We start from the raw sequence: 25650 nt of genomic DNA on the forward strand, positions 1-25650 counted from the left end.
GCCGTCCCATCCTCGAACAGGGGGCGCGCCGTCGAAGATTATTTTGTATTCTCTTTCCGAACCACCCCGGAACCCGAGCCGCGATGCCCTCGTCTCCCGCCTATCTCGACCCCGCGACCGGAGCGACCTACCCGATCGAGACGCCGCGCTGGCGCTCCGAGACGGGCGGTCCGCTGATGATCACCGACCTGCCGGGAATCGGGCGGGCGGAGATCGACACGGGCCGGCGCTCCCTCTGGCGCTACGCCGCCGCCCTGCCGGTGGCGGTGGCCGACCCGGTCACGCTGGGCGAGGGCTGCACCCCGCTGGTGCGCCGGCCCTGGCGGGGCGGCCACGCCCATTTCAAGCTCGAGTGGTTCGCGCCCTCCGGCAGCTTCAAGGACCGGGGCGCCGCCGTGATGCTGTCGATCCTGCGCCAGCAGGGGATCGACGCGGTGCTGGAGGATTCCTCCGGGAACGGCGGCGCCGCGGTGGCGACCTACGCGGCGGCCGCCGGGATGCGGGCCAAGATCCTGGTCCCGGCCTCGACCTCGCCGGCCAAGACCGTCCAGATGCGGGCCGCCGGCGCCGAGGTCGAGCTGGTGCCCGGCACCCGCCAGGACACCGCCGACGCGGCCGTCGCCCAAGCGGAGTCGATCTTCTACGCCAGCCACAACTGGCAGGCCCATTTCCTCCAGGGCACCAAGACGCTGGCCTACGAGCTGTGGGAGGATCTGGGTTTCACCGCGCCCGACGCCGTGATCATCCCGTGCGGGGCCGGCAGCAACATCCTCGGCTGCGATATCGGCTTCTCGGAGCTGCTGCGCCGGGGGGCGATCGCCCGCCTGCCGCGGCTCTACGCGGTCCAGCCGGCCCATTGCGCCCCCCTGCACGCGGGTTTCGAGGCCGGCGCCGCGGATTTCGTGCCGGTCACCCCGCGCCCGACGCTGGCCGAGGGCGCCTCGATCGCCCAGCCGGTCCGCGGCCGGGAGGTGCTGGCGGCGCTCCGCCGGTCCGGCGGCGGCACCGTGGCGGTCTCCGAGGAGGCCATCGAGGCCGCCCTGATGGAGCTCGCCCGCTCGGGCCTCTACGTCGAGCCGACCTGCGCCATGGCGGCGGCGGCGCTCACCGACCTCACCGCGCGCGGCGCGATCCGGCCCGGGGAGACCACCGTGGTGGTGCTCACCGGCACCGGCATCAAGGCGACGCCGCGCATCGCCGAGCTTCTGGGCCTCGCCCCGTAATCCCGGCCCCCACGAGATCCGCACGCGTTCAGGAGGACACACCATGCGCAACAACATCCCCGCCACCGTCGGGATGCCGGTCGAGGAGGTGGACACCCCCTGCCTGCTGGTCGACCTCGACGCCCTCGAGCGCAACGTCGACACGCTCGGACGCTTCATGAAGGCGCACGGCCTGCGCCACCGGGCGCACGCCAAGACCCACAAGTCGTCCGACATCACGGTCCTGCAGATGGAGCGGGGCGGCGCCTGCGGCGTCTGCTGCCAGAAGGTCAGCGAGGCCGAGGCGCTGGTGAGCGCCGGCATCCGCGACGTGCTGGTCTCCAACCAGGTGGTGGCGCCGAAGAAGATCGAGCGCCTCGCGGCGCTCGCCACCCGCGCGCGGGTGCTGGTCTGCGTCGACGACCTCGGCAATGTCGACGACCTCTCGGCGGCGGCGGTCCGGTACGGCGTCACCCTCGAGTGCCTCGTGGAGATCGACGTCGGCGCCGGCCGCTGCGGCGTCGCGCCGGGCGAGCCCGCCGTGGCGATCGCGAAGAAGATCGCGGCGGCGCCGGGCCTGCGCTTCGCGGGCCTGCAGGCCTACCAGGGCAAGGCCCAGCACGTGCGCGATTTCGGCGAGCGGAAGGCCCTGATCCAGACGGCGATCGACGAGACGAAGCGCACCGTCGACCTGCTCAAGGCCGAAGGGCTCGACTGCGCCATCGTGGCGGGGGCCGGCACCGGCAGCTTCGCCATGGAGGGCGGCAGCGGCGTCTACAACGAGCTGCAATGCGGCTCCTACGTCTTCATGGACGCGGACTACCAGCGGGTGAAGGACGCGGACGGGCGACCGATCGCGGAGTTCGAGAACAGCCTGTTCATCTACACGGCGATCATGAGCAAGGCGAAGGCGGACGTCGCGATCTGCGATGCCGGCCTGAAGGCGCAGAGCATCGACAGCGGCCTGCCGGTGGTCTTCGGCCGGGACGACGTCGAGTACGTCAAGTGCTCGGACGAGCACGGGGTGATCAGCGATCCCGGCAACGTGCTGAAGCTCAACGAGCGCCTGAAACTGATCCCCGGCCATTGCGACCCGACGGTCAACGTCTACGACTGGTACGTGGGCGTGCGGAACGGCCGGGTCGAGGCGATCTGGCCGGTCACCGCCCGCGGCATGACGTTGTAACGGGATTCCGAAGGGCCGAGGCCCTTCGGCGGGGCGTCGGGGCGGCGCCCCGACATCGGGCTCCGCCCGATACCCGCGAAAGGTCTCGACCTTTCGAAACCATGACTCGGGAGGTCCCTGAATCCATGCGCTTCATCTCCGAGGAGGACTCCGCCGCCCTGGTCGATCACGCCATGGCGTTCGACGCGGCCCGCGCGGCGCTGATCGCCGCGGTGGCGCCGGGGACCACCCTGTTCCCGGCGGTGCTCGGCCACGGCTCGGAGCCGACCAACCGGTTCTCGATCAAGTCGGGCTCCACGGCGGACTATGCCGGCCTGAAGGTCGGCTCGTTCTGGCCCGGCAACCCGGACCGGGGCCTGCCCCGGCACAATTCGGTGATCCTGCTGTTCGACCAGGCCGTCGGCCGGGTCGACACGGTGATCGAGGCCGGGCGGGTGAACGCCTACCGGACCGCCGCCGCCGACGCGGTGGCGGCGAGCGTCCTGGCGCGGCCGGACTCGGCGGTGCTGGCGGTGTTCGGGGCCGGCAACCAGGCCGAGTTCGAGTGCGCGGCGCTCGCCCGGATCCTGCCGATCCGGACGGTGCTGGTCGTCGCCCGGGACGCCGCCAAGGTCGCGGGCTTTGCCGAGCGCCTGGCGGGGCAGGGGGCCTCGGGGATCGACGTGCGGGCGGCCGCGCCCCGGGAGGCCTGCGCGGCGGCCGACGTGATCGTCACGGCGACGCCGGCCCGCGCGCCGCTGTTCGAGGCCGACTGGGTCCGCCCCGGCACGCACGTCGCCGCCATGGGCGCGGACGCGAAGGGCAAGCAGGAGCTGCCCCCCGCCCTGCTGGAACGAGCCGCCCTGTTCTGCGACCTGCCGGAGCAGTCGCGCACCATCGGCGAGTTCCAGCACGCCTCCGCGGACGCCCAGGCCGGAATGCGGGCGCTCGGCGACGTGCTCCGGAGCGGGGAGGGGGGCCGGACGGATCCGGAGGCGATCACCGTGTTCGATTCCTCCGGCATCGCCCTGCAGGACCTGACCATCGCCCGGGCGATCCTCGCCAAAGCCGACGCGCGCCTGTAGGGGGAGGCCGGCGCCGGCCCTCCCCGCCCCGGCGGAGGACGGCATGCAGGACAGGCAGATCCGGGTCATCGGCATCGGCACGGGCGATCCCGAGCACCTGACCCTCCAGGCGGTGCGGGCGCTCGCCGACGTCGACGCGGTGTTCGTCCTCGACAAGCGCGCCGAGACCGCCGACCTCGTCGAGATCCGCCGCCGGATCTGCGCGACCCATATCGCCAAGCCACACCGGTTCGTCACCGTCGAGGACCCGCCCCGGGAGCGCCGCCCGGCCGATTACGGGCGCACGGTCGAGGCCTGGCACGCGGCCCGGGCCGAGCGGCTGGAGGCGGCCTTCGCGGCCCATCTCGGGGCCGGGGAGGTGGGGGCGATCCTGGCCTGGGGGGACCCGGCCCTCTACGACAGCGTCCTGCGCATCCTCGACCACATCCTCGCCCGCGGGCGCGTGCCGTTCCGGCGGCTCGTCGTGCCCGGGCTGTCCAGCGTGCAGGTCCTCGCCGCCCGCCACGGCGTCCCGCTGAACGGCATCGGCGGGTCGGTGCTGATCACCACCGGCCGGCGCCTCGCCGCGGGGTGGCCGGCGGAGGCGGAGAGCGTCGTGGTGATGCTCGACGGCGACCCGGCCTTCGCGCATCTCGACCCGGACCTGACGATCCACTGGGGCGCCTATCTCGGCAGCCCGGACGAGATCCTGGTCTCGGGCCGGCTGGGCGACGCGGGCGAGGAGATCCGCCGGGTCCGCGCCGAGGCCCGGGCCCGGCACGGCTGGATCATGGACATCTACCTGCTGCGCCGTGACCGCGCCGCCACGGACAGGGCCGGCGCGGCCGGCTAGACCGCCGCCATGCTGCGCCTGCGGGACTACCAGCGCGCCAGCCTCGACGCGCTCTCGGCCACCTGGGCGCGGGGAGGGGCGGACGACGCGGCGCCCGGCCACCTGATCGTGCTGCCCACCGGGGCGGGCAAGGCGCTCGTGATCGCGGCGCTGGCCCGGGAAACCCTTGAGGAGAACCCCCTCGCCCGGGTGGCGATCGTCACCCACAGCCGCGAGCTGGTCGCCCAGAATTTCTCCGAGCTGACCCGGTCCTGGCCGGGGGCGCCGGCCGGGATCTTCTCGGCCGGGCTCCGGCGGCGGGAGGCCGGGGCGCAGGTGCTGGTCTGCGGCATCCAGTCGGTGGCCGACCGGCTCGACACGGTGGGCCCGCGCGACCTCGTGATCGTCGACGAGGCCCACCTGATCCCCCGCGCCGCCGATACCCGATACGGCCGCTTCCTGGCTGGCCTGCGCGCGCGGACCCCCGGGCTGCGGGTGGCGGGCTTCACGGCCACGCCCTATCGGCTCGATTCGGGCCGGCTCGACGAAGGCGAGCACCGGCTGTTCTCCGGCATCGCCTACGAGGCCGACACGTTCACGCTGATCCGGCGCGGCTTCCTGGCGCCCCTCGTCTCCAAGGCGACCCTCACCCAGCTCGACGTCTCGGGGGTCGGCCGGCGCGGGGGCGACTACATCCCGGGCGAGCTGGAGGCGGCGGTCAACCGCGACTGGATCACCCGGGCGGCGGTCGCGGAGCTCGCGGAGTACGGGCGTGCCCGCCGGGCCTGGCTCGCCTTCTGCGCCGGCCTCGCCCACGCGGAGGCCGTGCGCGACGCGGTGCGGGCGGAAGGGTATTCCTGCGAGAGCGTCTCGGGCGAGACACCCCGCCGGGAGCGCGACCGGATCGTGGCGGCGTTCCGGGCGGGAAAAATCCGCTGCCTGACCTCGGTGGGCGTGCTCGGGACCGGTTTCAACGTGCCCGAGGTCGATCTCGTGGCGCTGCTGCGCCCGACCCGCAGCACCGGCCTCTACGTGCAGCAGGTCGGCCGGGCGCTGCGCTGCGCGCCCGGCAAGGCCGACGCGCTGATCCTCGATTACGCCGGTCTGGTGCGGATGCACGGGCCCGTGGACGCCGTGACGGTCCGGAGCGCCACCCAGGGACTGGGCGGGGCAGGGGCCCCGCGCGCCAAGCCCTGCCCCGGCTGCGGCGCCCTGATCGCGCTGAACGCCTCCACCTGCGAGGCGTGCTGGACCGAGCCGGAGGCGGACCCGGACGCCGAGGCCCCGCACGAGGCCGCCGCCGACGACGAGCTGGCGATCCTCTCGGCGGATCCCGGGCTGCCCGGTCCCGAGCCGGCGGGCCCTGCCCCGGTGGCGGAGGTCGGCGGGCAGGAGGCTGCTCGGCAGGAGGTTGCCTGGCATCCGGTCACGGCCCTGAAGCTCGAGGCCGCACCCGACGGGCTCGACCTCGTCCTCGGCTGGCGGGACGGCCCCGCCGAGGCGGCGTGGCGCGTCCGCCTGCGGCCCGAACGCAGCGGCTACGAGCGGGAGAAGGCGGTGTCCTGGTGGCGCGGCCTCGGCGGCGGCCGGGACGCGCCAATGAGCGCCGCGGAATTCCTGGAGCGCGCCGCGCTCCTGGCCCGGCCGGCCTCGATCCGGATCCGGCCGGGCCGGCTGTCGGAGCATATCGACTGTCGGACCCGGGATGGCCGGATCCTCGGCGACGTGCGCCGCTTGGGCGGGCGCGCCGCGTGAGGCGGCGCGAGTCGCGGCGGGGAGGGGGCTCGGACCGCCCTCGCCCGATCCGGATGCCGCCGAGCCGAGCGGGCCTTGACGCCGGGCCGCACCGCCCGGATCCGGAGGCGGCCGGAGACGAGATCCCATCCGGGCTCGCAGCCGGCCACTCACAGCGGCTCAGCCGGCGGACCACCCCTCACCCAGCCCGATTTGCTCGTTACATTCCATAATATATCTTATGCGAACAATGGGGCAGGTGTGGGGGCTGGGTTGTCGGGTGCTGGGCGCCTCGGCCTGGAGGCCGCGCGGTTGGATCAGGGCTGCTGATCGGACGTCAGATCGAGGCCGCAGGGTTGAAAGGCCGCGCGCCGCCGCCGGGCATGTTCGGCTCCGACCCGGGCCGCTACGCGCCCGTCGTCGCGCGCGACGCGGCGTGATCGCCGCGGCGGGCGCGGGGACGAAGGGGCCGACGGGCGCCGAAGTCCGACGCTCCCGGGCAGGGCGGTCGGGTCAGGGGCCGGAGGCCCCTCCCCGCGGCGGACGGACTGGAACGACGCACGGCCGAGCGCTGCCGCGGCGCTCCGGCTAGCTCAGCGTCGCGCGCGGTGGCTGCCCGGCTCTTCGGGCGTGGCCGCCCGCGAACCCGGCGGCGGCGATCTCCGACGCGCCCGCGCGGTCCTGTCCGCGCGGGCGAGGGCACCTGCGCGTCCGGCCGGGCTCACCGGTCCCCTGCCCTGCCTGTCTGACCTGCCTGTCTGACGGCTCCCGAGCCGGATGGCCAACCCGGCGGGCCCACCCAGGCCGGCGGTGCGCGCACCGCGTCAGCGCATCACCGACACGCTGGTCAGCCAGAGCCGGCAGAGCCGCGGCCAGAGGGCGACCGGCGCCTCCGACCGGCCGATCCCGAAACCGTGGCCGCCGACCGCGAAGCGGTGGTACTCGACCGGTACGCCCGCTTCGCGGCAGGCCGCGTCCAGGATGCGGCTGTGCTCCGGGCTGATGACCGCGTCGTCGTCCGCCTGCACGAGGAACAGTGTCGGGCAACCGGACCGGATATGGGTCTGGAGCGACCAGTCCCGGCTCGCCGCCGGGCTCGGGGTCTCGCCGACGAGGGACCGCCGGGTGGTCGTGCGGTCGTAGGGCGGCTCCAGGCTCACCACGGGGTAGATCAGCGTCGCGAAGTCGGGCCGCGCCGACAGGTCGTCGGCCGCGTCGACGGGGTCGTAGGCCTGGAACGCGGAGCGCGCGGCGATGAGGCCGCCGAGGTGCCCGCCGGCGGAGAAGCCGAGCACGCCGACGCGGGCCGGGTCGATCCGGAAGCGCGCGGCCGCGGCGCGGATCAGGCGCAGGGCCCGCTGCCCGTCCTGGAGCGGCGCCAGGGGGCCCGCCGCCCAGCCCTCACCCGGCAGGCGGTAGGTGAGCACGAAGGCCGTGATGCCCTGCGCGGCGAGCCAGAGCGCGGCGGGGAGCGCCTCCTTGACCATCCCGATCCGGGCGTAGCCGCCGCCGCCGGCGACGAGGACCGCCACGCCGGTCGGCGTCTCCGGGGCGTACACCTCCAGGACCGGCACGGCGACGTTCTTCACGGCGCCGCTGTCGTCGCGGACCGGCGGACCCTGCGGACCGCCGCCGCCCGGCGGCTCGCCCGGCCAGAGCGGGATCCGCTCCGGCGCCCCGACGGCGTCGGCCCCCCGCGCCGACAGGACGGCCGAACCCGCGGCCAGGGTGAGGAGCAGAGAGCGGCGGTCGGGCACGAAACCGGGCATGGGCCCCCTCGCGACGGGCGCGGTCCCGTGCGGCCCGGTAGGCAAGACCGCCGTGCCGGATCGGTTCCCGGTCGGGCGCCGGTCCGGGGCTACAGGACCCGCGGCAGCAACCGGCCGAGGAGATCCCGCCCCGGGAACCGGACCGGCGGCATCCGCAGGTCCGGCGCCGGCTCATCGCCGGGGATCGGCCCCTCGGCGAAGCGGGCCCCGGCGGACCAGAACCCGTCCCGCCGCGTGCCGATCATGCCGAGCCCGACGGGCTCCCGCGTCGCGTCGGGGCGCAGCCGTCCCGCCGCCCAGACGCGCTGCCAGCACCGGCGCCGCGACAGGTCGGCGTCCCGCCAGCCCAGCCGCGCGTAGCCGGCCGCCGCGAAGACCCGGTCCCCGGCGAAGTCCTCCGGAATCCAAACCCAGCTCGAGAACACGTGGACCGTGTCGGCGCGGAAGCTGGCCGGATCCACCGCCCGCGTGTAGGCGCTCAGAGCCGTCGCTCGGTGCCGGCCGACATGCCGGCGCAGGCGCCCCGGCAGCGCCAGCGCCTCCGGGAAGGCGGCGGCGTCGAAGCGGGTCGGTGCCGCGCCGCGCTCCAGCGCGTAGACGCTGTCCACGAGGTGCATCCAGGGTTCGAGATCGACCTCCCAGGCCTGCTCCACCGGCGCGAACCGGCGGACCCGTCCCTCGATCAGCCGGTCGGCGACGCGCCGGGCGGGCTCGGGAACCCAGTCCGGCCCGGCCTCGGTCACGCGGAGCAGCGTCGCGGGCCCGTGCGCACGGACCGCCTCGGCCAGGCGGGCGAAATCGGCCTCGGGCTCGTCGCGGCCGACCTTGCGCACCAGGATCTTCGACCCGTCGGCGAGCTCGTCCAGCAGCTTGCGCTTGAGATGGGCCAGCCGGCCGTACTCCCGCTCCAGCAGCACCTCCGGCTCGATCGAGCCGGCCGGGTGCCCGGTATTCGCCCAGATGTTGTAGGCGACGCTGTGGCAGTAATAGGTGCCGCCGGAACTCACGGAGAGCCGCAGGTCGCCCGGCACGCCGAAATCCGCGAAGCCGCAGCGCAGGCCGCGGATCAGGTCCTCCATGGGCGTGTAGGAGAAGCGCAGCAGGCCGGAAGGCTCGACCCCGCCGTAGCGCTGCACGAACCCGAACTCGCAATTGTCGCCGAGGCTCCGAAAGGCGTGGAGCCGTTCGGCGAGGAGCGCCGCCGTCGTCCTGTTCTCGGTCACTGCATCCGCTCTGTCTCGCCGCGCCCGTCGCACCCCGATCGCGGCGGGGTAGGGCCATTGTCCAGTCCCCGCCCCCTCGTCGGGGCGCGCCCCACGCTCAGCCGGCCGGGGGCGCCTCCGGGGTTACCTCCAGGGGCACTTCCAGGCGGAAGCAGGCGCCCTTCTCTCGGGCCGGGATCGTCAGGCTGCCGCCGAGCTGGCGCGTGAGGCTGCCGACCACCCGCATGCCCAAGCTCTTCGAGCTGCGCCCGATCTCGAACCCCGCCGGAAGGCCGATCCCGTCGTCGGCAACCTCGACCACGAGCCCCTCCGGCCGCCGCTCGGCGCGGACCCGGATCTCGCCGCCCGCCGGGTGCGTCTCGGTCGGGTAGGCGTATTTCAGCGCGTTGGTGACGAGTTCGTTGACCAGGAGGCCGATGGGAATCGCCCGGTCGGCCGAGATCCGCTGCGGGCAGGCCGTGCAGGTAAGCCGCTGACCCGGCACGCCGCTGGCGAGGTTGGCCACCAGCTTCTCCAGGAAGGGCGCGAGGTCGAGCTCGCCCGGCACCCCCTCCCCTTCACCCTCTACCTTGTCACCTTGCCGCCAGAGCTGGTCGTGCACGCCCGCGATCGCCTCGACGCGGCTGCGCGCGTCCGACAGAGCCGCCTGAACGGCGGGTTCCTCGGCGGCCCGGGCCTGCAGGGCCAGGAGGCTCGCCACGATGGCGAGGCTGTTCTTGACCCGGTGGCTCATCTCGCGGGCGAGCAGGTCCTGCCGGGCGAGGGCGGCCCGCAGCAGGCTCTCGGTGCGCTGGCGCTCGATGGCGCCGCCGAGCAGGTTGGCGAAGCCCTGCATGAAGGCGATGTCGGCCTCCGCGAACATGCCCTCGCGGGTATCGTCCACCTCCAGCACCCCGAAGGCGCCGTCTCGGTTCTCGATCAGCACGTTGATCGCCCGGCGGATGCCGTGCTCGGCCATGAGCTGCGGCGTGCGGAACCGGGTCTCGTCGGCGAGGTGGTTGGAGATCACAGGCCGGCCGGTCTTGAGGGCGAATCCGGCCGGGGAGGCGAGATCGGCCCCGATCCGGGCCTTGCCGATCACGTCGGGCCCCCAGCCGACACCGGCCCGGACCAGCAGGGTGTCGGCGCCGCGCCGATATTCCAGGGCCTTGCAGAACTCGGCGCCCATGCCCTGCGCGCACAGTTCCGCGGCCCGCTGCAGCAGGTGGTCGACATCGGTGCCGCGCAGGGCCTCGACACCGAACTCCGACAGGATCGCCTGCTGGCGCAGGCGATAGTCGAGATCGGGCGGCGCGGGCGCGCGGCGCGGCTCGGGGCTCGGTTCCACTTCGGTCTGGTCGGTCTGCGGAGTCATGGAGGGCGGCAGGGTAGCAGGAAGGTGGCCCCGGCGCGAAGCGTCGTCGCCCGGAGGAGCGCACCCGTCCTCGCACCCGTCGCCGCGAGTGTCGTCGTACGTGTCGTCGCACGTGTCGTCGCACGTGTCGTCGCACCCCGGCGGCCGCCCGGACCCCCTGGCCCCGTACGGCGTTCGTCCGTCGAGCACGCTTCGACGAACGCGTGGAGAAACGCGCGGAGGAACGCACGCATGGCCGACGACCTGAACGGACTCTCCGACAAGGCCCTCTCGATCCTCGCCTTCGCGGCCTATCACCGGCTCGTCAGCGGCGAGACGGTCACCTCGGTGATCCGCCGTGACGGCGCCGGCCACGAGGCCGACCCGGAGGGCGTGAAGGAGCTGGAGGGGCGCGGCCTCGTCACCGCCGGCGAGAGCGCCATCGACCTCGGCGAGACCGCGCAGGCGGCGGTCGAGACGATGGTCGCAGCCCTGCGGCGGGAGGTCGGCCGCTGAGTGCGGCATCCCGGCCGTGGAAACCCGGGAACGCGCCCGCCGCCGGGCGCCTTTCCCCGCATCCACGATGGAGACGCGCATGACCGCCAAGGCGAAGGTGAAGACCGGGGACGATGTCACCTACAAATGGGGCAAGGGCACCGTCTCGGGCGCGGTGACCAAGGTCCACACGCGGGACGTGGAGAAGACCATCAAGGGCAACACGGTGAAGCGCGAAGCCTCGAAGGCCGAGCCCGCCCTCGAGATCAAGACCGCCAAGGGCAAGACCGTGCTGAAATCGGCCTCTGAGGTTCGGGTCAAGTCGGCGTAAGCGCGCAACCTTCGCGTGCCGTGATCTTGCGCACATCGCTTTCTGCTTAAGGTCTCGCCGGAAGCGGGGCGGCGGCTATCTGTAACGGTTCCAGCCTCGGTAGCCGGGACCCCCGCATGACCATTCCCCTCAGGCTCACCCTGAACGGGCAGCCGCGCGAGATCGCCCTCGACGATCCGCGCGTCACCCTCCTCGATCTCCTGCGCGAGCGCCTCGGTCTGACGGGCGCCAAGAAGGGCTGCGACCGCGGCCAGTGCGGCGCCTGCACGGTCCTGGTGGACGGGCGCCGGATCAACAGCTGCCTGACCCTCGCCGCGAGCCTCGACGGCGCCGAGATCCTGACCATCGAGGGGCTCGCCGAGGGTGACCGGCTGCACCCGGTCCAGGCGGCCTTCATCGCCCATGACGGCTTCCAGTGCGGCTTCTGCACGCCGGGCCAGATCATGAGCGCGGTCGGCCTGATCCGCGAGGGCCAGGCCGGCACCGATCCGGAGCGCATCCGCGAGGGCATGAGCGGCAATCTCTGCCGCTGCGGCGCCTACGCGGGGATCCTGGACGCCGTGCAGGACGCGGCCGCCCGGACCTCGGAGCAGCGGGAGGACGCGGCGTGAGGACCTTCGACTACATCCGCCCCGCGAGCGTGCCCGAGGCCGTGGCGGCCGGCCAGCAGCCGGGCACCGCCTTCCTCGCCGCCGGCACCAACCTCGTCGACCTGATGAAGGGCGGTGTCGCCACCCCGGAGCGGGTCGTCGACATCACCCGCCTCCCCGGCCTCTCGGCCATCGAGCGGCTGCCGGACGGCACCGCCCGGGTCGGGGCCCTGGTCCGCAACAGCGACCTCGCCCACGACCCGGCCTTCGCCAAGGCCTACCCGATGGTGGCCGAGGCCCTGCTGGCCGGCGCCTCGGCGCAGCTGCGCAACGCCGCCACGGTCGGCGGCAACCTGATGCAGCGCACCCGCTGCCAGTACTTCACCGACGCGGTCTCGCCCTGCAACAAGCGCGCGCCCGGCTCCGGCTGCGCGGCCCTGGGGCACGCCACCCGCATCCACGCGGTCCAGGGCTGGAGCGAGCACTGCATCGCCACCCACCCGTCCGACTTCTGCGTGCCGCTCGCCGCCCTCGACGCGGTGGTCGAGATCGCCGGGCCGGACGGTGCCCGGGAGGTGCCGCTCACCGCGTTCCACCACCTTCCCGGCGACCACCCGGAGCGGGAGACCGCTCTGCGGCCCGGCGAGCTGATCACCGCCCTGCGCCTGCCCCCCGAGGCGGCCGCGTTCCGGGGCAATGCCCGCTACCTCAAGGTCCGCGACCGCACCTCCTACGCCTTCGCGGTGGTCTCGGCGGCGGCCGCCCTCACCCTGGAGGCCGGCGGCCGGATCGGACAGGCCCGGCTCGCCCTGGGCGGGCTGGCGCTCAAGCCCTGGCGGGTGGCGGAGGCTGAAGCCGCGCTCGCCGGGCAGGCACCCTCCCCCGAGGCCTTCGCGAAGGCCGCCGAGGCCGCGCTCGCCGGCGCCAAGCCCACCGGTGAGGCCAACGCTTTCAAGGTCGAGCTCGCCCGCCGGGTGGCGATCCGCGCGCTGACCCAGGCCGCCGCGGGCACGCCCGCCCGGATCCCGGCCCTCCCCGCTTCCCCGTTCGGCATCGTCTGACCCTGCCCCCGGTCGGCGGCTCCAGGGCCGTCTTTGCGAGCGGAGCGAAGCAACCCAGGCGGCGCCACGATGCCCGGCGTCGCGCTGCCCTGGGTCACTTCGCTGCGCTCGTGATGACGGAGCGGGTCACCGCAACCGAAGGCTTCAACCGGAACCCTTTGAGGAGACCCGCATGACCGCGACCTCCACGCCTGCATCGAACCTTCCCGCCGGCGCGATCCGGCACGGCTCCAGCATCGGCCAGCCGCTGACCCGGCGCGACGGCCCGCTCAAGGTGACGGGCCAGGCCCGCTTCTCCGCCGACAACCTGCCCCCCGGAACCCTCCACGCGGCGCTCTGCGTCGCCCGGATCGCCCGCGGACGCGTCACCGGCCTCGACGTGGCCGCCGCGGAGGCGCATCCCGGCGTCGTCGCGGTGATGCGGCCGGGGCACGCCCCGACGCTCGCCAAGGACCCGGACGCCAAGGACGGGCCGTTCACGTTCCGCCTCGACCTCCTGCAGAACGACCGCGTCCGCTACGCCAACCAGCCCATCGCCGTGGTGATCGCCGAGACCCTGGAGGCGGCCACCGAGGGCGCCCGGCTGCTCGCCCCGACCTACGCGGCCGAGACGCCGCGGATCGGGCTCGATTCCGGCGAGGCCTTCACGCCGGATTCGGTCGGCGTCGGCGCGCCGCCCGTCGAGACGGACGGCGACGTCGAGGCCGGACTCGCGGCCGCGTCCAAGGCGATCGCCGCCACCTACGAGACGCCGGCCCAGTATCACAACGCCATGGAGCCCCACGCGGCGGTGGCGAGCTGGGACGGGGACCGGCTGACGCTGTTCATGCCGACCCAGGCGCTCGCCATGTCGCAGGCAAGGCTCGCCGGGCTGTTCGGCATCGGCCCCGACGACATCCACATCGAGAGCCCCTATCTCGGCGGCGGCTTCGGCTCGAAGGGCGTCCCCGCCGGGCCGCAGGTGCTCGCCTGCATGGCGGCGAAGCTCGTCGGCCGGCCGGTGAAGCTCGTCCCGACCCGCACCCAGATGTACGGCCCGATGGGCCATCGCGGACCGACCCGGCAGACCCTCCGGCTCGGCGCCGACGCCTCCGGCAAGCTGACGGCCCTCGACCACCACATCCGCACCGCCTCGTCGAGCTTCGACGACTTCTTCGAGCCGGCGGGCCGGGCGACCAGCACCCTGTACGCGAGCCCGGCCATCGCCATCCGGCACGAGGCCGTGCGGCTCGACACCGGCACGCCGCTGTTCATGCGCGCGCCCGGCGAGGCGACGGGCAGCGTCGCCCTGGAGAGCGCGCTGGACGAGATGGCCCACGAGCTCGGCATGGACCCGCTGGAGTTCCGGCTCGCCAACTACGCCGAGGTCGAGCCGATCACCGGCAAGCCGTTCTCCTCGAAGGCCCTGCGGGACTGCTACCGGCGCGGCGCCGAGGCCTTCGGCTGGGCCGGTCGCCCGCTGCAGCCCCGCCAGACCCGCGACCGGGACGGGTTCCTGGTCGGCACCGGCATGGGCACCGCCACCTTCCCGGCGCTGATCTTCGAGGGGATGGCCCGGGCCGAGATCCGCGCCGACGGCACCGGCACGGTGGAGCTCGGGGCGATCGACATGGGCCAGGGCTCGTGGACGGCGCTCGCCCAGATCGCCGCCGACGGCCTCGGGATCGGGATGGACGCCCTCACCTTCCGGATGGGCTCGTCAGACCTGCCGAATGCCGGCATCGCGGGCGGCTCGGGCCACACCGCCACGGCGGGCGGCGCGGTCCACGCGGCGGCCGGCGACGTGATCCGGCAACTCGCGGAGCTCGCCACCAACGACCTCGCCTCCCCGCTCTACGGCGCCGGCAATGCCGGCGTGACCGCCGCGGGCGGGCGGCTGACCCGGCGCGACGACCCGGGCCGGAGCGAGTCCTTCACCGACATCCTCCGGCGGGCCGGCCGGTCGCGCATCGAGGGCCAGGGCAAGGCCGGCGCCGACCCGGCCGCGCAGGCCTCCTACGCCATGCACGCCCACGGCGCGGTCTTCGCCGAGGTGAAGGTCGATCCCGATCTCGGCCAGATCCGCGTGAGCCGCCTCGTCGGCGCCTTCGCGGCGGGCCGGGTGATCAACCCGCGCCTCGTCCAGAGCCAGTATTACGGCGGGATGATCTGGGGCCTGTCCTTCGCCCTACACGAGCGGGCCGAGATGGACCCGCGCACCGGCCGCTTCCTCAACGACAATCTGGCCGAGTACCACGTGCCGGTGAACGCCGACGTGCCCGCCATGGAGGCGATCCTGGTCCACGAGGACGACGCGGTGGTGAACAACCTGGGCGTGAAGGGGGTCGGCGAGATCGGCATCACCGGCACGGTGGGCGCCATCGCCAACGCGGTCTGGCACGCCACCGGCGTGCGGGTCCGCGAGATGCCGATCACCCTCGACAAGCTGCTGGGCTGATCCAGCGCGCCGGTCGCGTGGAACCGGTCCCGGGCGCGTCGCGCCGCCCGGGTTTTTTTAGTATGGGGCATGCCACCCGGCGGCCGGCGGCCGCCGCAGCAGCGCGGAGACCGGCATGCCCCTCACCAGCGACATCGGCGGCGTCGTCCCGATCGCGCCGACCCCGTTCCATCCGGACGGCCGGATCGACGAGGTCTCCCTCGACCGGATGACCGACTTCTTCGGGGCGGCCGGCGTCGACGGCCTGACGATCCTCGGCCAGCTCGGCGAGGCCGGCAAGCTCGACCACGCGGAGGGAATCGCTGTGGCGCGGCGCGTTCTCGGGCGCACCCGGCTGCCGGTGATCGTCGGTGTCACGGCGCCGGGCTTCGCGGCCATGCGGTCGCTCGCCCGGGAGGTGATGGAGCTGGGCGCGGCCGGGGTGATGATCGCGCCGCCCAACACGCTCCGCACCGATGACCAGGTGGTCGGCTATTTTCGGAATGCCGCCGAGGCCGTAGGCCCGGACGTGCCCTTCGTGCTTCAGGACTATCCCCTCACCTTCTCGGTCCAGATGACCCCCGGCGTGATCCGCCGGATCGTGTCGGAAAACCCCTCCTGCGTGATGCTCAAGCACGAGGACTGGCCGGGACTGGAGAAGATCTCGACGCTGCGCGGCTTCGAGGCGGACGGCTCGATGCGCCACATCTCGATCCTGGTCGGCAACGGCGGTCTGTTCCTCGATTTCGAGACCGAGCGCGGCGCCGACGGGGCCAATACCGGCTACGCCTTCCCGGAGATGCTGGTCGACGTGGTCCGCCTCGGCCGGGCCGGCGAGCGCGACGCCGCCCACGACCTGTTCGACGCCCACCTCCCCTATCTCCGCTACGAGCAGCAGCAGGGCCCGCTGGGGCTCGCGGTCCGCAAATACGTTTTCATGCGCCGGGGGATCTTCGCGTCCGACGCGCAGCGCAAGCCGTCGCAGGCGCTGACCGCGCAGGCGAAGGCCGAGGTCGAGTACCTGCTGGGCCGCCTCGCCCGCACCGACGCGCGGGCCCGGCTCGCGGCCTAGAACGCCCTGCCCTGCCCTGGCCTGCCCTGGCCGGAAGGCCGGGGCTTCGCCGAAGCCGCCTCGCCCGCTCCGGCGGGCGGGGCGCCACGGCTCACTCGAGCCTGAAGGCGATGACCGAGTCCCCCGGCGTGGTTCCGAGCGAGCCGTGCCCGCCCGCTGCGATCACCACGTACTGCCGGCCGTCCCTGCCGCGATAGGTCATCGGGGTGGCCTGGCCGCCGGCCGGCAACGTCGTGGACCACAGGATCTCCCCGGTCTGCATGTCGTAGCCGCGGATGCGGTCATCGAGCGTGGCGGCCGTGAACGCGACGCCGCCCGCCGTGGTCAGGGTGCCGCCGTGGGCCAGCATGCCCATCTCCAGGGGAAGCGGGACGGCCAGACCGCCGACCTTCTGCCCCGCGACCGTGCCGTTGCGGCGCTTCCAGGCAACGGTGCCGTCGGCGAGATTCACGCCGACCCGCACGCCCCAGGGCGGCGCGCTGCACGGGATGCCGAGGGCGGAGCGCATGTGCGCGATCGAGATCGCGTAGCGGCCGCCGAGATTCTCGTTGACCGGGCTCGCCTCGGGATCGGCACCGAGGAGGCGCCTCTCCGGCTCGCCCGGCGGGCGCGGGAGCAGGCGGTAGATGTAGGGCAGGTATTGCGGCGTCGCGATCATCCAGTGATGGACCGGATCGACCGCCACCGACCCCCAGTTGAACACCCCGATATTGCCGGGCCAGACGATCGCGCCCTCCGACGTCTGGGGCGGCGTGAACGGGTTGCCGTCGTAGCGGTTCGACCGGAAGGCGAGGCGGCACTGGATCTGGTCGAAGGGCGTGACGCCCCACATGCCGGCCTCCGTCAGCGGCGCCGGCGTGAGGCGGAGGGACGACATCGGCTGGACCGGGGACGGCGTCTCCCCCGGGATGTCGGTCCGGGTCGAGACCGGAACCGCGGAGACCGGCCGGACCGGGGCGCCGGTGCGGCGGTCGAGGACCCAGACGTTGCCGACCTTGGTGGGGATCAGGATCGCCGGCACCGTCCCCTCGCCCTGCGGCAGGGTGAGGAGGACCGGCTGGGACGGGTTATCGCGGTCCCACAGGTCGTGATACGCGGTCCGGAACGCCCAGCGCAGCGCGCCCGTCTCCAGATCCAGCGCCGCCAGGGCGTCGATGAGGGCCTCGTCCGCCTTCGACCGGGCCACGCCCACCTGATCGGGCGCCCGGTTGCCGAATGGCACGTAGACGAGCCCCAGCGCCTCGTCGGCCGAGAACTGCGTCCAGGCCACCGCCGAGTTGGGCTCGTACGACTCGCCGGGCCGCAGCGGCGCGGTCGCGTCGGGCTTGCCGGCGTCGAACTTCCAGACGATCGCGCCGGTGCGCACGTCGAAGGCGCGGATCACGCCCGAGGGGTTGTCCGCGTAGTAGTTGTCGGCGATCGCGCTGCCGAGGACGATGAGGTTCCGGGTCACCAGCGGCGCCGAGGTCTGCTGATAGGCGGCGCGCCGGAGGTTCGGCATCTGCGACTTCAGGTCGACGAACCCGTCCGCCCCGAAGGTCCTGCACGGGGCGCCGGTCTCGGCGTTCAGCGCGTAGAGGCGGGCGTCGACCGAGGCCGCGATGATCCGGCGCGGGCACTCGGCGACCGCGGCCGCGACGGCGGCGGCCCGGTCGGCGTCGGTCTCGGCGGGTGGCGCGTAGCCGGCCGAGTCGTTGTAGGACACGCCGCGGCAGGTCTGGTGCTGGTACTGGCCGTCCCGCGCCATCTTCGGGTCGAAGGCCCAGACCAGCCGGCCGGTCTCGGGCTCCAGGGCCTGGACGATGTTGTGCGGCGTGCAGAGGTAGAGCAGCCCGTTCACCTTGATCGGCGTGGCCTCGAAGGTGAATTCCTTCGGATCCGCCCGGCTGTCGCCGCGCAGGTCGCCGGTATGGTGCTCCCAGGCCACGGCGAGGCCCCGGACATTGGCGGTGCCGATATCCGCCAGCGCCGAGTAGCGCTGGCCGAGATTGGTGCCGCCATAGGCGACCCAGTCGTCGGCCGGATAGGGAACGCCGCTCGGATCGACGGCGGCCGGCCCCGCCCCCGCGACCTTCGGCAGGCTGCCCCGCGTCTCGACCGGGTCGACGAACCAGGACGCGGCGCCCGAGGCCGCGATCAGCAGGACGACGACCCGGAGGGCGAGCGGACCGTTCCCGAGGCCGGGCGTCCAGGGCCGTTCGGGCGCGTCGCACAGGCGCCGCACCACGGAGGGCAGGCAGAGCACGAGCCCGACGAGGAGGAGCAGGCCCCCGCGCGGGATCCATTGCCACTTGTCGAATCCGACCTCGCCGAGCGTCCACACGAAGGCCGCCGCCAGCACCAGGGCGTAGATCCGGAGGCCGTTCTGGCGTCGCCGGACCAGCTCGACGCCGGAGACCAGCACGCCCAAGCCCAGGGCGACGTAGAACCAGGACCCGCCCGCGAGGGCCAGTGTCAGACCGAAGCTCGCGAGGGCGAGCCCGAGCAGCGCGATCGACAGCGCTATCGTTCCGAGTGCCACGGCGGTGGTATCCGCTTCCTGAGCCGGCCGGTCACGGCGGCGCCGGAAGCTGAGCCCCCACGGCGCCGCCGCATGCCCGACGGCTTATCGCCGCCGTAGCTGTCCCAAGGCTGGACAAGGCTGCCGGGCGCCGCCGCTCACGCCCCGGCCCGGTCCTCCGGACGCAGGGTGACCCTGTCGCCGTCGCGCAGCGAGGCCGGCGGGCCCACGACGACGCGCTCGCCGCCGTTCAGACCGTCGCGCAGCTCCAGGAGCGTGCGGGTCTGGCGGAAGATCGTGACGGGGTGCATCCGCACCACGCCGCCCCCGTCCCCGGCCGCCTCGACCACGGCCACGCGGGTCCCGTGCTGGTCGAAGATCAGCGCGTCGTTCGGCACCGTCACGGCGGGCGAGACCCGCGGGATCTCCAGCGTGATCGTGATGTAGAGTCCCGGCCGCAGCGCCCCGTCGGGGTTGGGGATGTCGACCTGCGTGACCAGCGTGCGCGCGGCCGAGAGCAGCGTCGTCGACGAGCGCGAGACCGTGCCGGGGAAGATCCGACCCGGGATCTGCGCCACCTCGACCGAGGCGGCCAGCCCGTCGCGGACGCCGTCGGCGGCGTAGAGCGGCACGTTCACCGCCATGCGCAGTACGTCGTCCCGGTTCAGCGTGAGGAGCGGCGCCCCCGTATTCGTGTCCGCCGTGACCGCGTCGCCGACGTCGTTGTTGCGGGCCGTCACCACCCCGTCGAAGGGCGCGCGGATCTCCTCGAAGCCGGTCAGGACCTTGAGCCGGGCGACCTGCGCCTCCTGGGCGGCGATGTTGGCCTCCGCGACTTTCACGGCGGCCCTGGCGGCGTCGACGTTGGCGGTCTGCGCCAGCACCCCGGCCTGGGAGGTGTCGGCGTTCTGCCGGGTCTCGACCCCGGTGCCGGCCAGCGTCGAGGTCCGCCGGTTGGTCACGTCGGCGAGGTGGCGGTTGGCCTCGGCCTGGTCCACCATCGCCCGCGCCTGGATCAGCGCCGCCTGGAGCTGCAGCACCTGCGACTGGGCCTGGACCAGCTGCTGGTCGAGGTCGGGCGCGCTGATCCGGAACAGCAGGTCGCCCGCCTTCACGTGCGAGCCGATATCGACCTTGCGCTCGACGATGTAGCCGGTCGCCCGCGGGTAGAGGTTCGCGATGTCGAACGCCTGGGTGGTGCCCGTCTGGGTCAGGCTCAGGGTGTCGGAGGCCCGGGCCGCGGCGGCGACCCGCACGGTCGGCGGCTTCGCCTCGGCGGCCGGCGGACTCGCTGCGCGCGACGCGTCCGGCCACAGGCGGTATCCGAGGACGCCGAGGCCCGCCAGCGCCAGCAGGGCGAGCCACCGGCGGCCGCCGCGGGCGGGCGGGACGGTTCCGTCCGTGGCTGAACTGTCTCGGTCCGCCATCCTCGCCCTCGGGTCGCGCCGCGCCTGAACCGCCGCCTCGGCGCCCGGCCGGGACGCGTGCGCCGCCGTATTCAATGCGCCGTCTTCAATGCATAGACCGCGCGCGGGCTCCGGGCGAGATGCCGCAGCGCACAGCGCGGCCCGCCCGCGGATCCTCCGAGCACGCGACCGGTTTCCCTGCCACGGACTCAGGGACCCATCCACGATGACCGAGATCTCCAGGCGCGCCGTCATCGCAGCCGCCGGCGGCGCGATGGCCGCGTCCTCCGCCGCGGCGCAATCCGCCGGGCCGGCCCCGCGCCTCCCCGAGCGCGGCGGCAAAGGCGCCGACATCCTGGGCCCGCAGAACCGGCCCCGCGCCGCCGAGGAGCCGTTCACCCTGGCGCCGCCCGCCACCGACCACGGCACCATGCCGAACCTGAAGTGGTCCTTCGCGGACAGCCACATGCGGCTGGAGGAGGGCGGCTGGGCGCGCCAGACCACGATCCGCGAGCTGCCGGTCTCCAAGGCCATGGCCGGGGTCAACATGCGGCTCAAGGCCGGCGCGGTCCGCGAGATGCACTGGCACAAGGAATCCGAGTGGGCCTACATGATCAAGGGCAAGGCCCGGATCACCGCGGTCGACCAGGACGGGCGCACCTTCGCGGACGATGTCGGCGCGGGCGACCTCTGGTACTTCCCGGGCGGCATCCCGCACTCCATCCAGGGACTCGCCGCCGACGGGATCGACGGGTGCGAGTTCCTGCTCGTCTTCGACGACGGCGGTTTCTCGGAGGATTCCACCTTCCTGCTGACCGACTGGCTGGCCCACACGCCCCGGGACGTGCTCGCCAAGAATTTCGGCCTGCCCGAGAGCGCCTTCGCCAGGATCCCCGAGAAGGAGCTCTACATCTTCCCCGGCCCGAAACCCGGCCCGCTCGCGGCCGACAGGATGGGCGGCTCCGGGCCGGTGCCGAAGACCTTCAGCCACCGTATGCTGGCACAGGAGCCGGTCCGCACCCGGGGCGGCAGCGTGCGCATCACCGATTCCACGGTGTTCCCGGCTTCCGTGACGATCGCGGCGGCCCTGGTCGAGGTCGAGCCCGGGGGGCTGCGCGAGCTGCACTGGCACCCGAACAGCGACGAGTGGCAGTACTACCTCTCCGGCCAGGGCCGGATGACGGTGTTCGGCTCGGAATCGAAGGCCCGCACCTTCGACTACCGGGCCGGCGACGTCGGCTACGTGCCCTTCGCCATGGGGCACTACATCGAGAATACCGGCGACACGACCCTGACATTCCTGGAGATGTTCAAGAGCCCGCGCTACGCCGACATCTCCCTGACGCAGTGGCTGGCCCTGACCCCGCACCCCCTGGTTCAGGCCCATACCGGGCTGGATCCCGAGCGCCTTGAGGCCCTGCCGGAGACGAAGTCCCCCGTTGTGCCGGGTTGACGCGCCCGGGAACCCGGACCGATCCTGGCGCGTCGACTCGCACAAGCGTTTCCGAAACCCGCTCGACTCTCGCACGGAGGGACCCATGCGTGCCGCGTCCCGCGCGCTCCTCGCCCTGGCGCTCGCCCTCCCGGCGGGCTCCGCCTCGGCGCAGGTGCAGCAGAACGACCCGAATGCCGCCAACGCCTCATTCGCCCTGCAGGGCCAGATCCGGTCGCTCAACCAGCAGCGGGTCTCGGACTTCAACACGCTGAACCAGACGTTCCAGCGCAACGTTCAGGCCGATTCCTTCGGGCCCTACCTGCCCTATCGGGGCGTCCGCGGGGATGTGTACCGGGGCCGCCATATCGGTCGCAACGGGATCGTGCGGCGGGGCGGCGGCCTCAACACGAGCGTCTGCACCGGCTGCTGACATCGGCCTCCGCGCCGCCGGGATATCCGCGCAGAGCGGGGAAAGCCCGAAAAAAACCTTTTCCCGCGGGCACGCTTCCCCCAGAAGCTGGGCCCATGGTGGCGTGCGCATGAATATCCTGCTGATCGGCTCCGGCGGCCGCGAGCACGCTCTGGCCTGGCGACTGGCCCAGAGCCCGCTCTGCACCCGCCTGTTCACGGCGCCGGGCAATCCCGGCACGGCCCGCCACGGAACCAACCGGCCGGACCTCAAGGTCACGGACCACGCGGCCGTCGCCGCCTTCTGCGCGGCGGAGGCGATCGGCCTCGTGGTGGTCGGGCCCGAGGCGCCCCTCGTCGCCGGCCTGGTGGACGACCTGAAGGCCGCCGGGATCCGCGCCTTCGGGCCGACCCGCGACGCCGCCCGGCTCGAGGGCTCGAAGGGTTTCACCAAGGATCTCTGCGCCGCCTGCAACATCCCGACGGCCGCCTTCGCGCGCTTCTCCGACCTGGAGCCGGCGCTGGCCTATGTCCGCCAGCAGGGCGCCCCGATCGTCGTGAAGGCCGACGGCCTCGCCGCCGGCAAGGGCGTCACCGTGGCCGAGACCGTCGACCAGGCCGAGGACGCGCTGACCGGCCTCTTCGCCGAGCCCGGCGCCGAGGTCGTGGTCGAGGAGTGCCTGTTCGGCGAGGAGGCGAGTTTCTTCGCCCTGTGCGACGGCACGCGGGCGATCTCCCTCGGCACCGCCCAGGACCATAAGCGGGTCTTCGACGGGGACCGGGGGCCCAATACCGGCGGCATGGGCGCCTATTCCCCGGCCCGGGTGGTCACCCCGGAGATCGAGGCCCGGGTCATGGCCGAGATCATCGCGCCGACGCTTGCCGGCATGCGGGCCCGCGGCTGCCCGTTCACCGGCATCCTGTACGCCGGCCTGATGCTCACCGCCGACGGCCCCAAGCTGATCGAGTACAACACCCGCTTCGGCGACCCCGAGGCGCAGGTGCTGATGCCGCGCCTCGCCTCCGACCTCGTGCCGGCCCTGCTCTCGGCCTGCGAGGGCGACCTCTCCGGCGTGAGCCTGGAATTCGATCCGCACCGGGCGGCCCTCACCGTGGTGATGGCGGCGGCCGGCTATCCGGGCGCCGTGGTCCGGGGCTCGGTGATCCGGGGCGTCGACGCCGCCGAGGGCGACGGGGTTCACGTGTTCCAGGCCGGCACCCGCGCCGAGGGCGGGCAGCTGCTCGCCGATGGCGGCCGGGTCCTGGCGGTGACGGCCCTCGGCGACAGCGTCACGGACGCCAAGGCCCGCGCCTACGCGGCGGTGGCCCGGATCGACTGGCCGGAGGGTTTCTGCCGGCGCGACATCGGGTTCCGCGCCGTGGCGCGGGAGGCGGAAGAGGGCTGAACCCCCGGTCTCGCTCGTGGCGGGTGCCTCCGGGCCCCACCCTGCCCTCCAGGACGAGGCCGGCGTGCCCGGAATGACGGGGTTGTCCGCGTCAAGCCGCCCGCCCCCTACTCCCCCACCGCCGCGCCGGCCGGCCGGCGGTTGTCGTTGGCACCGTAGAGCAGGCCCGGCCGCATCCGCCCCGTGCGCGAGGCGTCGTTGCCCGACGACGCGGCCTCCGGCAGGGCGGGCGCCGCGGCCCGGACCGCGATGAGCTCCTGCGCCCCCCAGGGCCTCTGCTCGACGATCGTGTGGCCCATGCCCCTGAGGATGGCCTGGGTGTCCGCCGAGAGCGCGAAGGGCTCGGCGTAGACCGTGTCGGGCAGCCACTGGTGATGGATGCGCGGAGCGTCCACCGCCTCCTGCGGCTCCATGCCGAAATCGAGCACGTTGATCAGCGTCTGCGCGTTGATCGTGATGATCCGCGAGCCCCCCGGCGAGCCCGCCACCAGCGCGACCTTGCCGTCGCGCAGCACGATCGTGGGCGCCATGGAGGAGAGCGGGCGCTTGCCCGGCTGGATCGCGTTCTTCGTCCCCTGCACGAGCCCGAACAGGTTCGGCACCCCGGTCTTGACCGTGAAGTCGTCCATCTCGTCGTTGAGGAAGAACCCCGTGTCGCCGGCGATCACCCCGGCGCCGAAATAGCCGTTGATCGTGTAGGTCAGCGCGACCGCGTTGCCGGCCTTGTCCATCACCGAGATGTGTGTGGTCTCGGGCCGTTCCCGCGGCTCCGGGCCGGGGTCCGGGCGGATCTCCGCCGACGGGGTCGCCCGGTCCGGGCGGATCGAGGCCCGGAGCGTCTCCGCGTAGGCCGGCGACAGCAGCCGGTCGACCGGGTTCTCCACGAAGGCCGGGTCGCCGAGCAGCAGGTTGCGGTCCGCGTAGGCGCGCCGCATCGCCTCGACCATCAGGTGCACGGTCCGGGCCGCGTTGAATCCGGCGGCCCGCAGGTCGTAGCCGTCGAGGATGCTGAGGATCTCGCAGAGCGTGGTGCCGCCGGACGAGGGCGGGGGCGCCGACAGGATCGTGGCGCCCCGGTAGCGGCAGGTGAGCGGCTCGGACTGCGTCACCGTGTAGGCGGCGAAGTCGGAGGCCGTCAGCAGGCCGCCGCCCGCCCGGGAGGCCGCCTCCACGGCCTCCGGGATCGCGCCCTTGTAGAACGCGTCCGCACCGCGCTCCGCGATGGCCTGGAGGGTGCGGGCGAGGTCGGCCTGGACCAGCCGGTCCCCGGGCCGCCAGGGGCTGCCGTCCGGGCGCAGGAAGATCCGGGCGACGTTCGCTTGGCCCGCGAACAGCTTCGTGCCGGATTCGAGGATGTCGGTGTCGCCCCGGGTCAGCACGAACCCGTCCCGGGCGAGCGCGATCGCCGGCGCCATCACCCGCGCCAGCGGCAGGGTCCCGTACGCGGCGAGGGCGGTGTTGAGTCCGAGCACCGTCCCGGGCACGCCGGCCGCCTTCCAGCCGCGCAGGCTCGCGCCCTTCACGACGTTGCCGGCAGCGTCGAGATACATGTCCCGGGTGGCGGCCGCCGGGGCGGTCTCGCGGAAATTGATGAAGCGGCTGCGCCCGTCGGCGCTGTGGAGCACCAGGAAACCGCCGCCGCCGATGTTGCCGCAGCAGGGGTTCACCACCGCCTCGGCGTAAGCGACTGCCACCGCGGCGTCGACGGCGTTGCCGCCGGCCCTCAGGATGTCGGCGCCCACCTGCGAGGCGAGGCGCTGGGACGAGACCACCATCCCGTTCTCGGCCTCGACGGCCGGTCCCGAGGCGGAGCGCGCGGCGGGCGCGCCCAGGGCGAGCAGGGCCGTGAGGAGCAGCGCGCGTGCCGGTGCGATCATCCCTGCCCTCTCCGGTGCGGGTCCCGCGCCGTCATATAGGGGACCGCGCGCTGGAGTCGCTGGACCCGTCCGATCACCGCATCCCGAGGGGCGGCGAAGCCGCCGCGAAGGAGCCTCCGAGGGCTCGCGAGACTTCCGGAGCCCCTCCGAGCCCCTCCGAGCCCGCTGCACAGCACCGCAGGATGAGAGGGGCGAAGGGCGGTGAGGGATCGGGCCGATCCGCCTCACTCGGTTTCGCTGGAACGGTTCGGTTGAGGTGCCCCTCTCCGTCATCACGAGCGCAGCGAAGTGACCCAGGGTCGCGCCACGTCAGGAAGCGTGGCGCTGCTGG

General features: G+C 73.6%; 20 protein-coding genes. 14 read left to right on the forward strand and 6 right to left on the reverse strand.

Annotated features, from left to right (window positions below; genetic code table 11):
• The first annotated feature begins 83 nt into the window (after positions 1–83).
• The 5 genes from C4T42_RS09650 (at position 84) to C4T42_RS09670 (ending at position 6018) form a co-directional block, all read left to right on the forward strand.
• Entirely contained in the window at positions 84–1223 is a 1140-nt protein-coding gene (locus tag C4T42_RS09650; protein WP_091677280.1) for a pyridoxal-phosphate dependent enzyme, read from the forward strand.
• 43 nt (positions 1224–1266) lie between these two features.
• Entirely contained in the window at positions 1267–2388 is a 1122-nt protein-coding gene (locus C4T42_RS09655) for a DSD1 family PLP-dependent enzyme (protein ID WP_056529946.1), read from the forward strand.
• Between the two features lie 125 nt (positions 2389–2513).
• Positions 2514–3452, forward strand: a complete 939-nt coding sequence (locus C4T42_RS09660; protein WP_091677276.1) for an ornithine cyclodeaminase family protein — start codon at positions 2514–2516, stop codon at positions 3450–3452.
• Between the two features lie 43 nt (positions 3453–3495).
• A complete protein-coding gene (cobF, locus tag C4T42_RS09665; RefSeq protein WP_103985052.1) occupies positions 3496–4284 on the forward strand; it encodes a precorrin-6A synthase (deacetylating) in 789 nt (262 codons plus the stop codon).
• A 9-nt stretch (positions 4285–4293) separates the two neighbouring features.
• A complete protein-coding gene (locus C4T42_RS09670; RefSeq protein ID WP_103985053.1) occupies positions 4294–6018 on the forward strand; it encodes a DEAD/DEAH box helicase in 1725 nt (574 codons plus the stop codon).
• An 803-nt stretch (positions 6019–6821) separates the two neighbouring features.
• Here C4T42_RS09670 and C4T42_RS09675 read toward each other — a convergent pair.
• From C4T42_RS09675 to C4T42_RS09685, 3 genes are all read right to left on the reverse strand, one after another.
• Entirely contained in the window at positions 6822–7766 is a 945-nt protein-coding gene (locus tag C4T42_RS09675) for an alpha/beta hydrolase (protein ID WP_103985054.1), read from the reverse strand.
• A gap of 89 nt (positions 7767–7855) precedes the next feature.
• On the reverse strand, positions 7856–8989 hold the full coding sequence (locus C4T42_RS09680; RefSeq protein WP_103985055.1) for a hypothetical protein: 1134 nt from the start codon (positions 8987–8989) through the stop codon (positions 7856–7858).
• A 97-nt stretch (positions 8990–9086) separates the two neighbouring features.
• Positions 9087–10343 (reverse strand): histidine kinase dimerization/phosphoacceptor domain -containing protein, encoded by a 1257-nt coding sequence (locus C4T42_RS09685; protein ID WP_026605307.1) that lies wholly within the window; start codon positions 10341–10343, stop codon positions 9087–9089.
• A gap of 231 nt (positions 10344–10574) precedes the next feature.
• On the opposite strand from C4T42_RS09685, the gene C4T42_RS09690 reads away from it, so the two are divergent.
• From C4T42_RS09690 to C4T42_RS09715, 6 genes are all read left to right on the forward strand, one after another.
• Positions 10575–10838, forward strand: coding sequence for a hypothetical protein (locus C4T42_RS09690; RefSeq protein WP_103985056.1), 264 nt, complete (start codon positions 10575–10577; stop codon positions 10836–10838).
• A gap of 79 nt (positions 10839–10917) precedes the next feature.
• The gene (locus C4T42_RS09695; protein ID WP_103985057.1) at positions 10918–11148 is read left to right on the forward strand and encodes a DUF2945 domain-containing protein; all 231 of its coding nucleotides are present in this window, start codon (positions 10918–10920) and stop codon (positions 11146–11148) included.
• Positions 11149–11264: 116 nt separating this feature from the next.
• Positions 11265–11759 (forward strand): (2Fe-2S)-binding protein, encoded by a 495-nt coding sequence (locus C4T42_RS09700; protein WP_042673359.1) that lies wholly within the window; start codon positions 11265–11267, stop codon positions 11757–11759.
• Positions 11756–12799: a xanthine dehydrogenase family protein subunit M gene (locus C4T42_RS09705; protein WP_103985058.1), complete on the forward strand. Its 1044-nt coding sequence runs from the start codon at positions 11756–11758 to the stop codon at positions 12797–12799. Before C4T42_RS09700 ends, C4T42_RS09705 begins: the two co-directional genes overlap by 4 nt.
• Before the next feature lie 172 nt (positions 12800–12971).
• Positions 12972–15236 (forward strand): xanthine dehydrogenase family protein molybdopterin-binding subunit, encoded by a 2265-nt coding sequence (locus C4T42_RS09710; protein ID WP_103985059.1) that lies wholly within the window; start codon positions 12972–12974, stop codon positions 15234–15236.
• Between the two features lie 115 nt (positions 15237–15351).
• Positions 15352–16287 (forward strand): dihydrodipicolinate synthase family protein, encoded by a 936-nt coding sequence (locus C4T42_RS09715; RefSeq protein ID WP_103985060.1) that lies wholly within the window; start codon positions 15352–15354, stop codon positions 16285–16287.
• 91 nt (positions 16288–16378) lie between these two features.
• Here C4T42_RS09715 and C4T42_RS09720 read toward each other — a convergent pair whose 3' ends face one another.
• Together C4T42_RS09720 and C4T42_RS09725 are read right to left on the reverse strand one after the other, a co-directional pair.
• Positions 16379–18808, reverse strand: coding sequence for a membrane-bound PQQ-dependent dehydrogenase, glucose/quinate/shikimate family (locus C4T42_RS09720; protein WP_103985061.1), 2430 nt, complete (start codon positions 18806–18808; stop codon positions 16379–16381).
• Positions 18809–18945: 137 nt separating this feature from the next.
• The gene (locus tag C4T42_RS09725; protein ID WP_103985062.1) at positions 18946–20214 is read right to left on the reverse strand and encodes an efflux RND transporter periplasmic adaptor subunit; all 1269 of its coding nucleotides are present in this window, start codon (positions 20212–20214) and stop codon (positions 18946–18948) included.
• A 205-nt stretch (positions 20215–20419) separates the two neighbouring features.
• On the opposite strand from C4T42_RS09725, the gene C4T42_RS09730 reads away from it, so the two are divergent.
• The 3 genes from C4T42_RS09730 (at position 20420) to purD (ending at position 23442) form a co-directional block, all read left to right on the forward strand.
• Complete coding sequence (locus C4T42_RS09730; protein ID WP_056529912.1) at positions 20420–21646, forward strand: oxalate decarboxylase family bicupin; 1227 nt, start codon at positions 20420–20422, stop codon at positions 21644–21646.
• Between the two features lie 85 nt (positions 21647–21731).
• A complete protein-coding gene (locus tag C4T42_RS09735) occupies positions 21732–22058 on the forward strand; it encodes a hypothetical protein (protein WP_020095542.1) in 327 nt (108 codons plus the stop codon).
• Positions 22059–22167: 109 nt separating this feature from the next.
• On the forward strand, positions 22168–23442 hold the full coding sequence (gene purD / locus C4T42_RS09740) for a phosphoribosylamine--glycine ligase (protein WP_103985063.1): 1275 nt from the start codon (positions 22168–22170) through the stop codon (positions 23440–23442).
• A gap of 107 nt (positions 23443–23549) precedes the next feature.
• Here the strand turns inward: purD and ggt are convergent, their stop codons facing one another.
• A complete protein-coding gene (gene ggt / locus C4T42_RS09745) occupies positions 23550–25319 on the reverse strand; it encodes a gamma-glutamyltransferase (protein WP_103985064.1) in 1770 nt (589 codons plus the stop codon).
• Between the last annotated feature and the right edge of the window lie 331 nt (positions 25320–25650).

It is taken from the genome of Methylobacterium sp. 190mf (genome assembly GCF_900107945.1).
Lineage (GTDB): Bacteria > Pseudomonadota > Alphaproteobacteria > Rhizobiales > Beijerinckiaceae > Methylobacterium.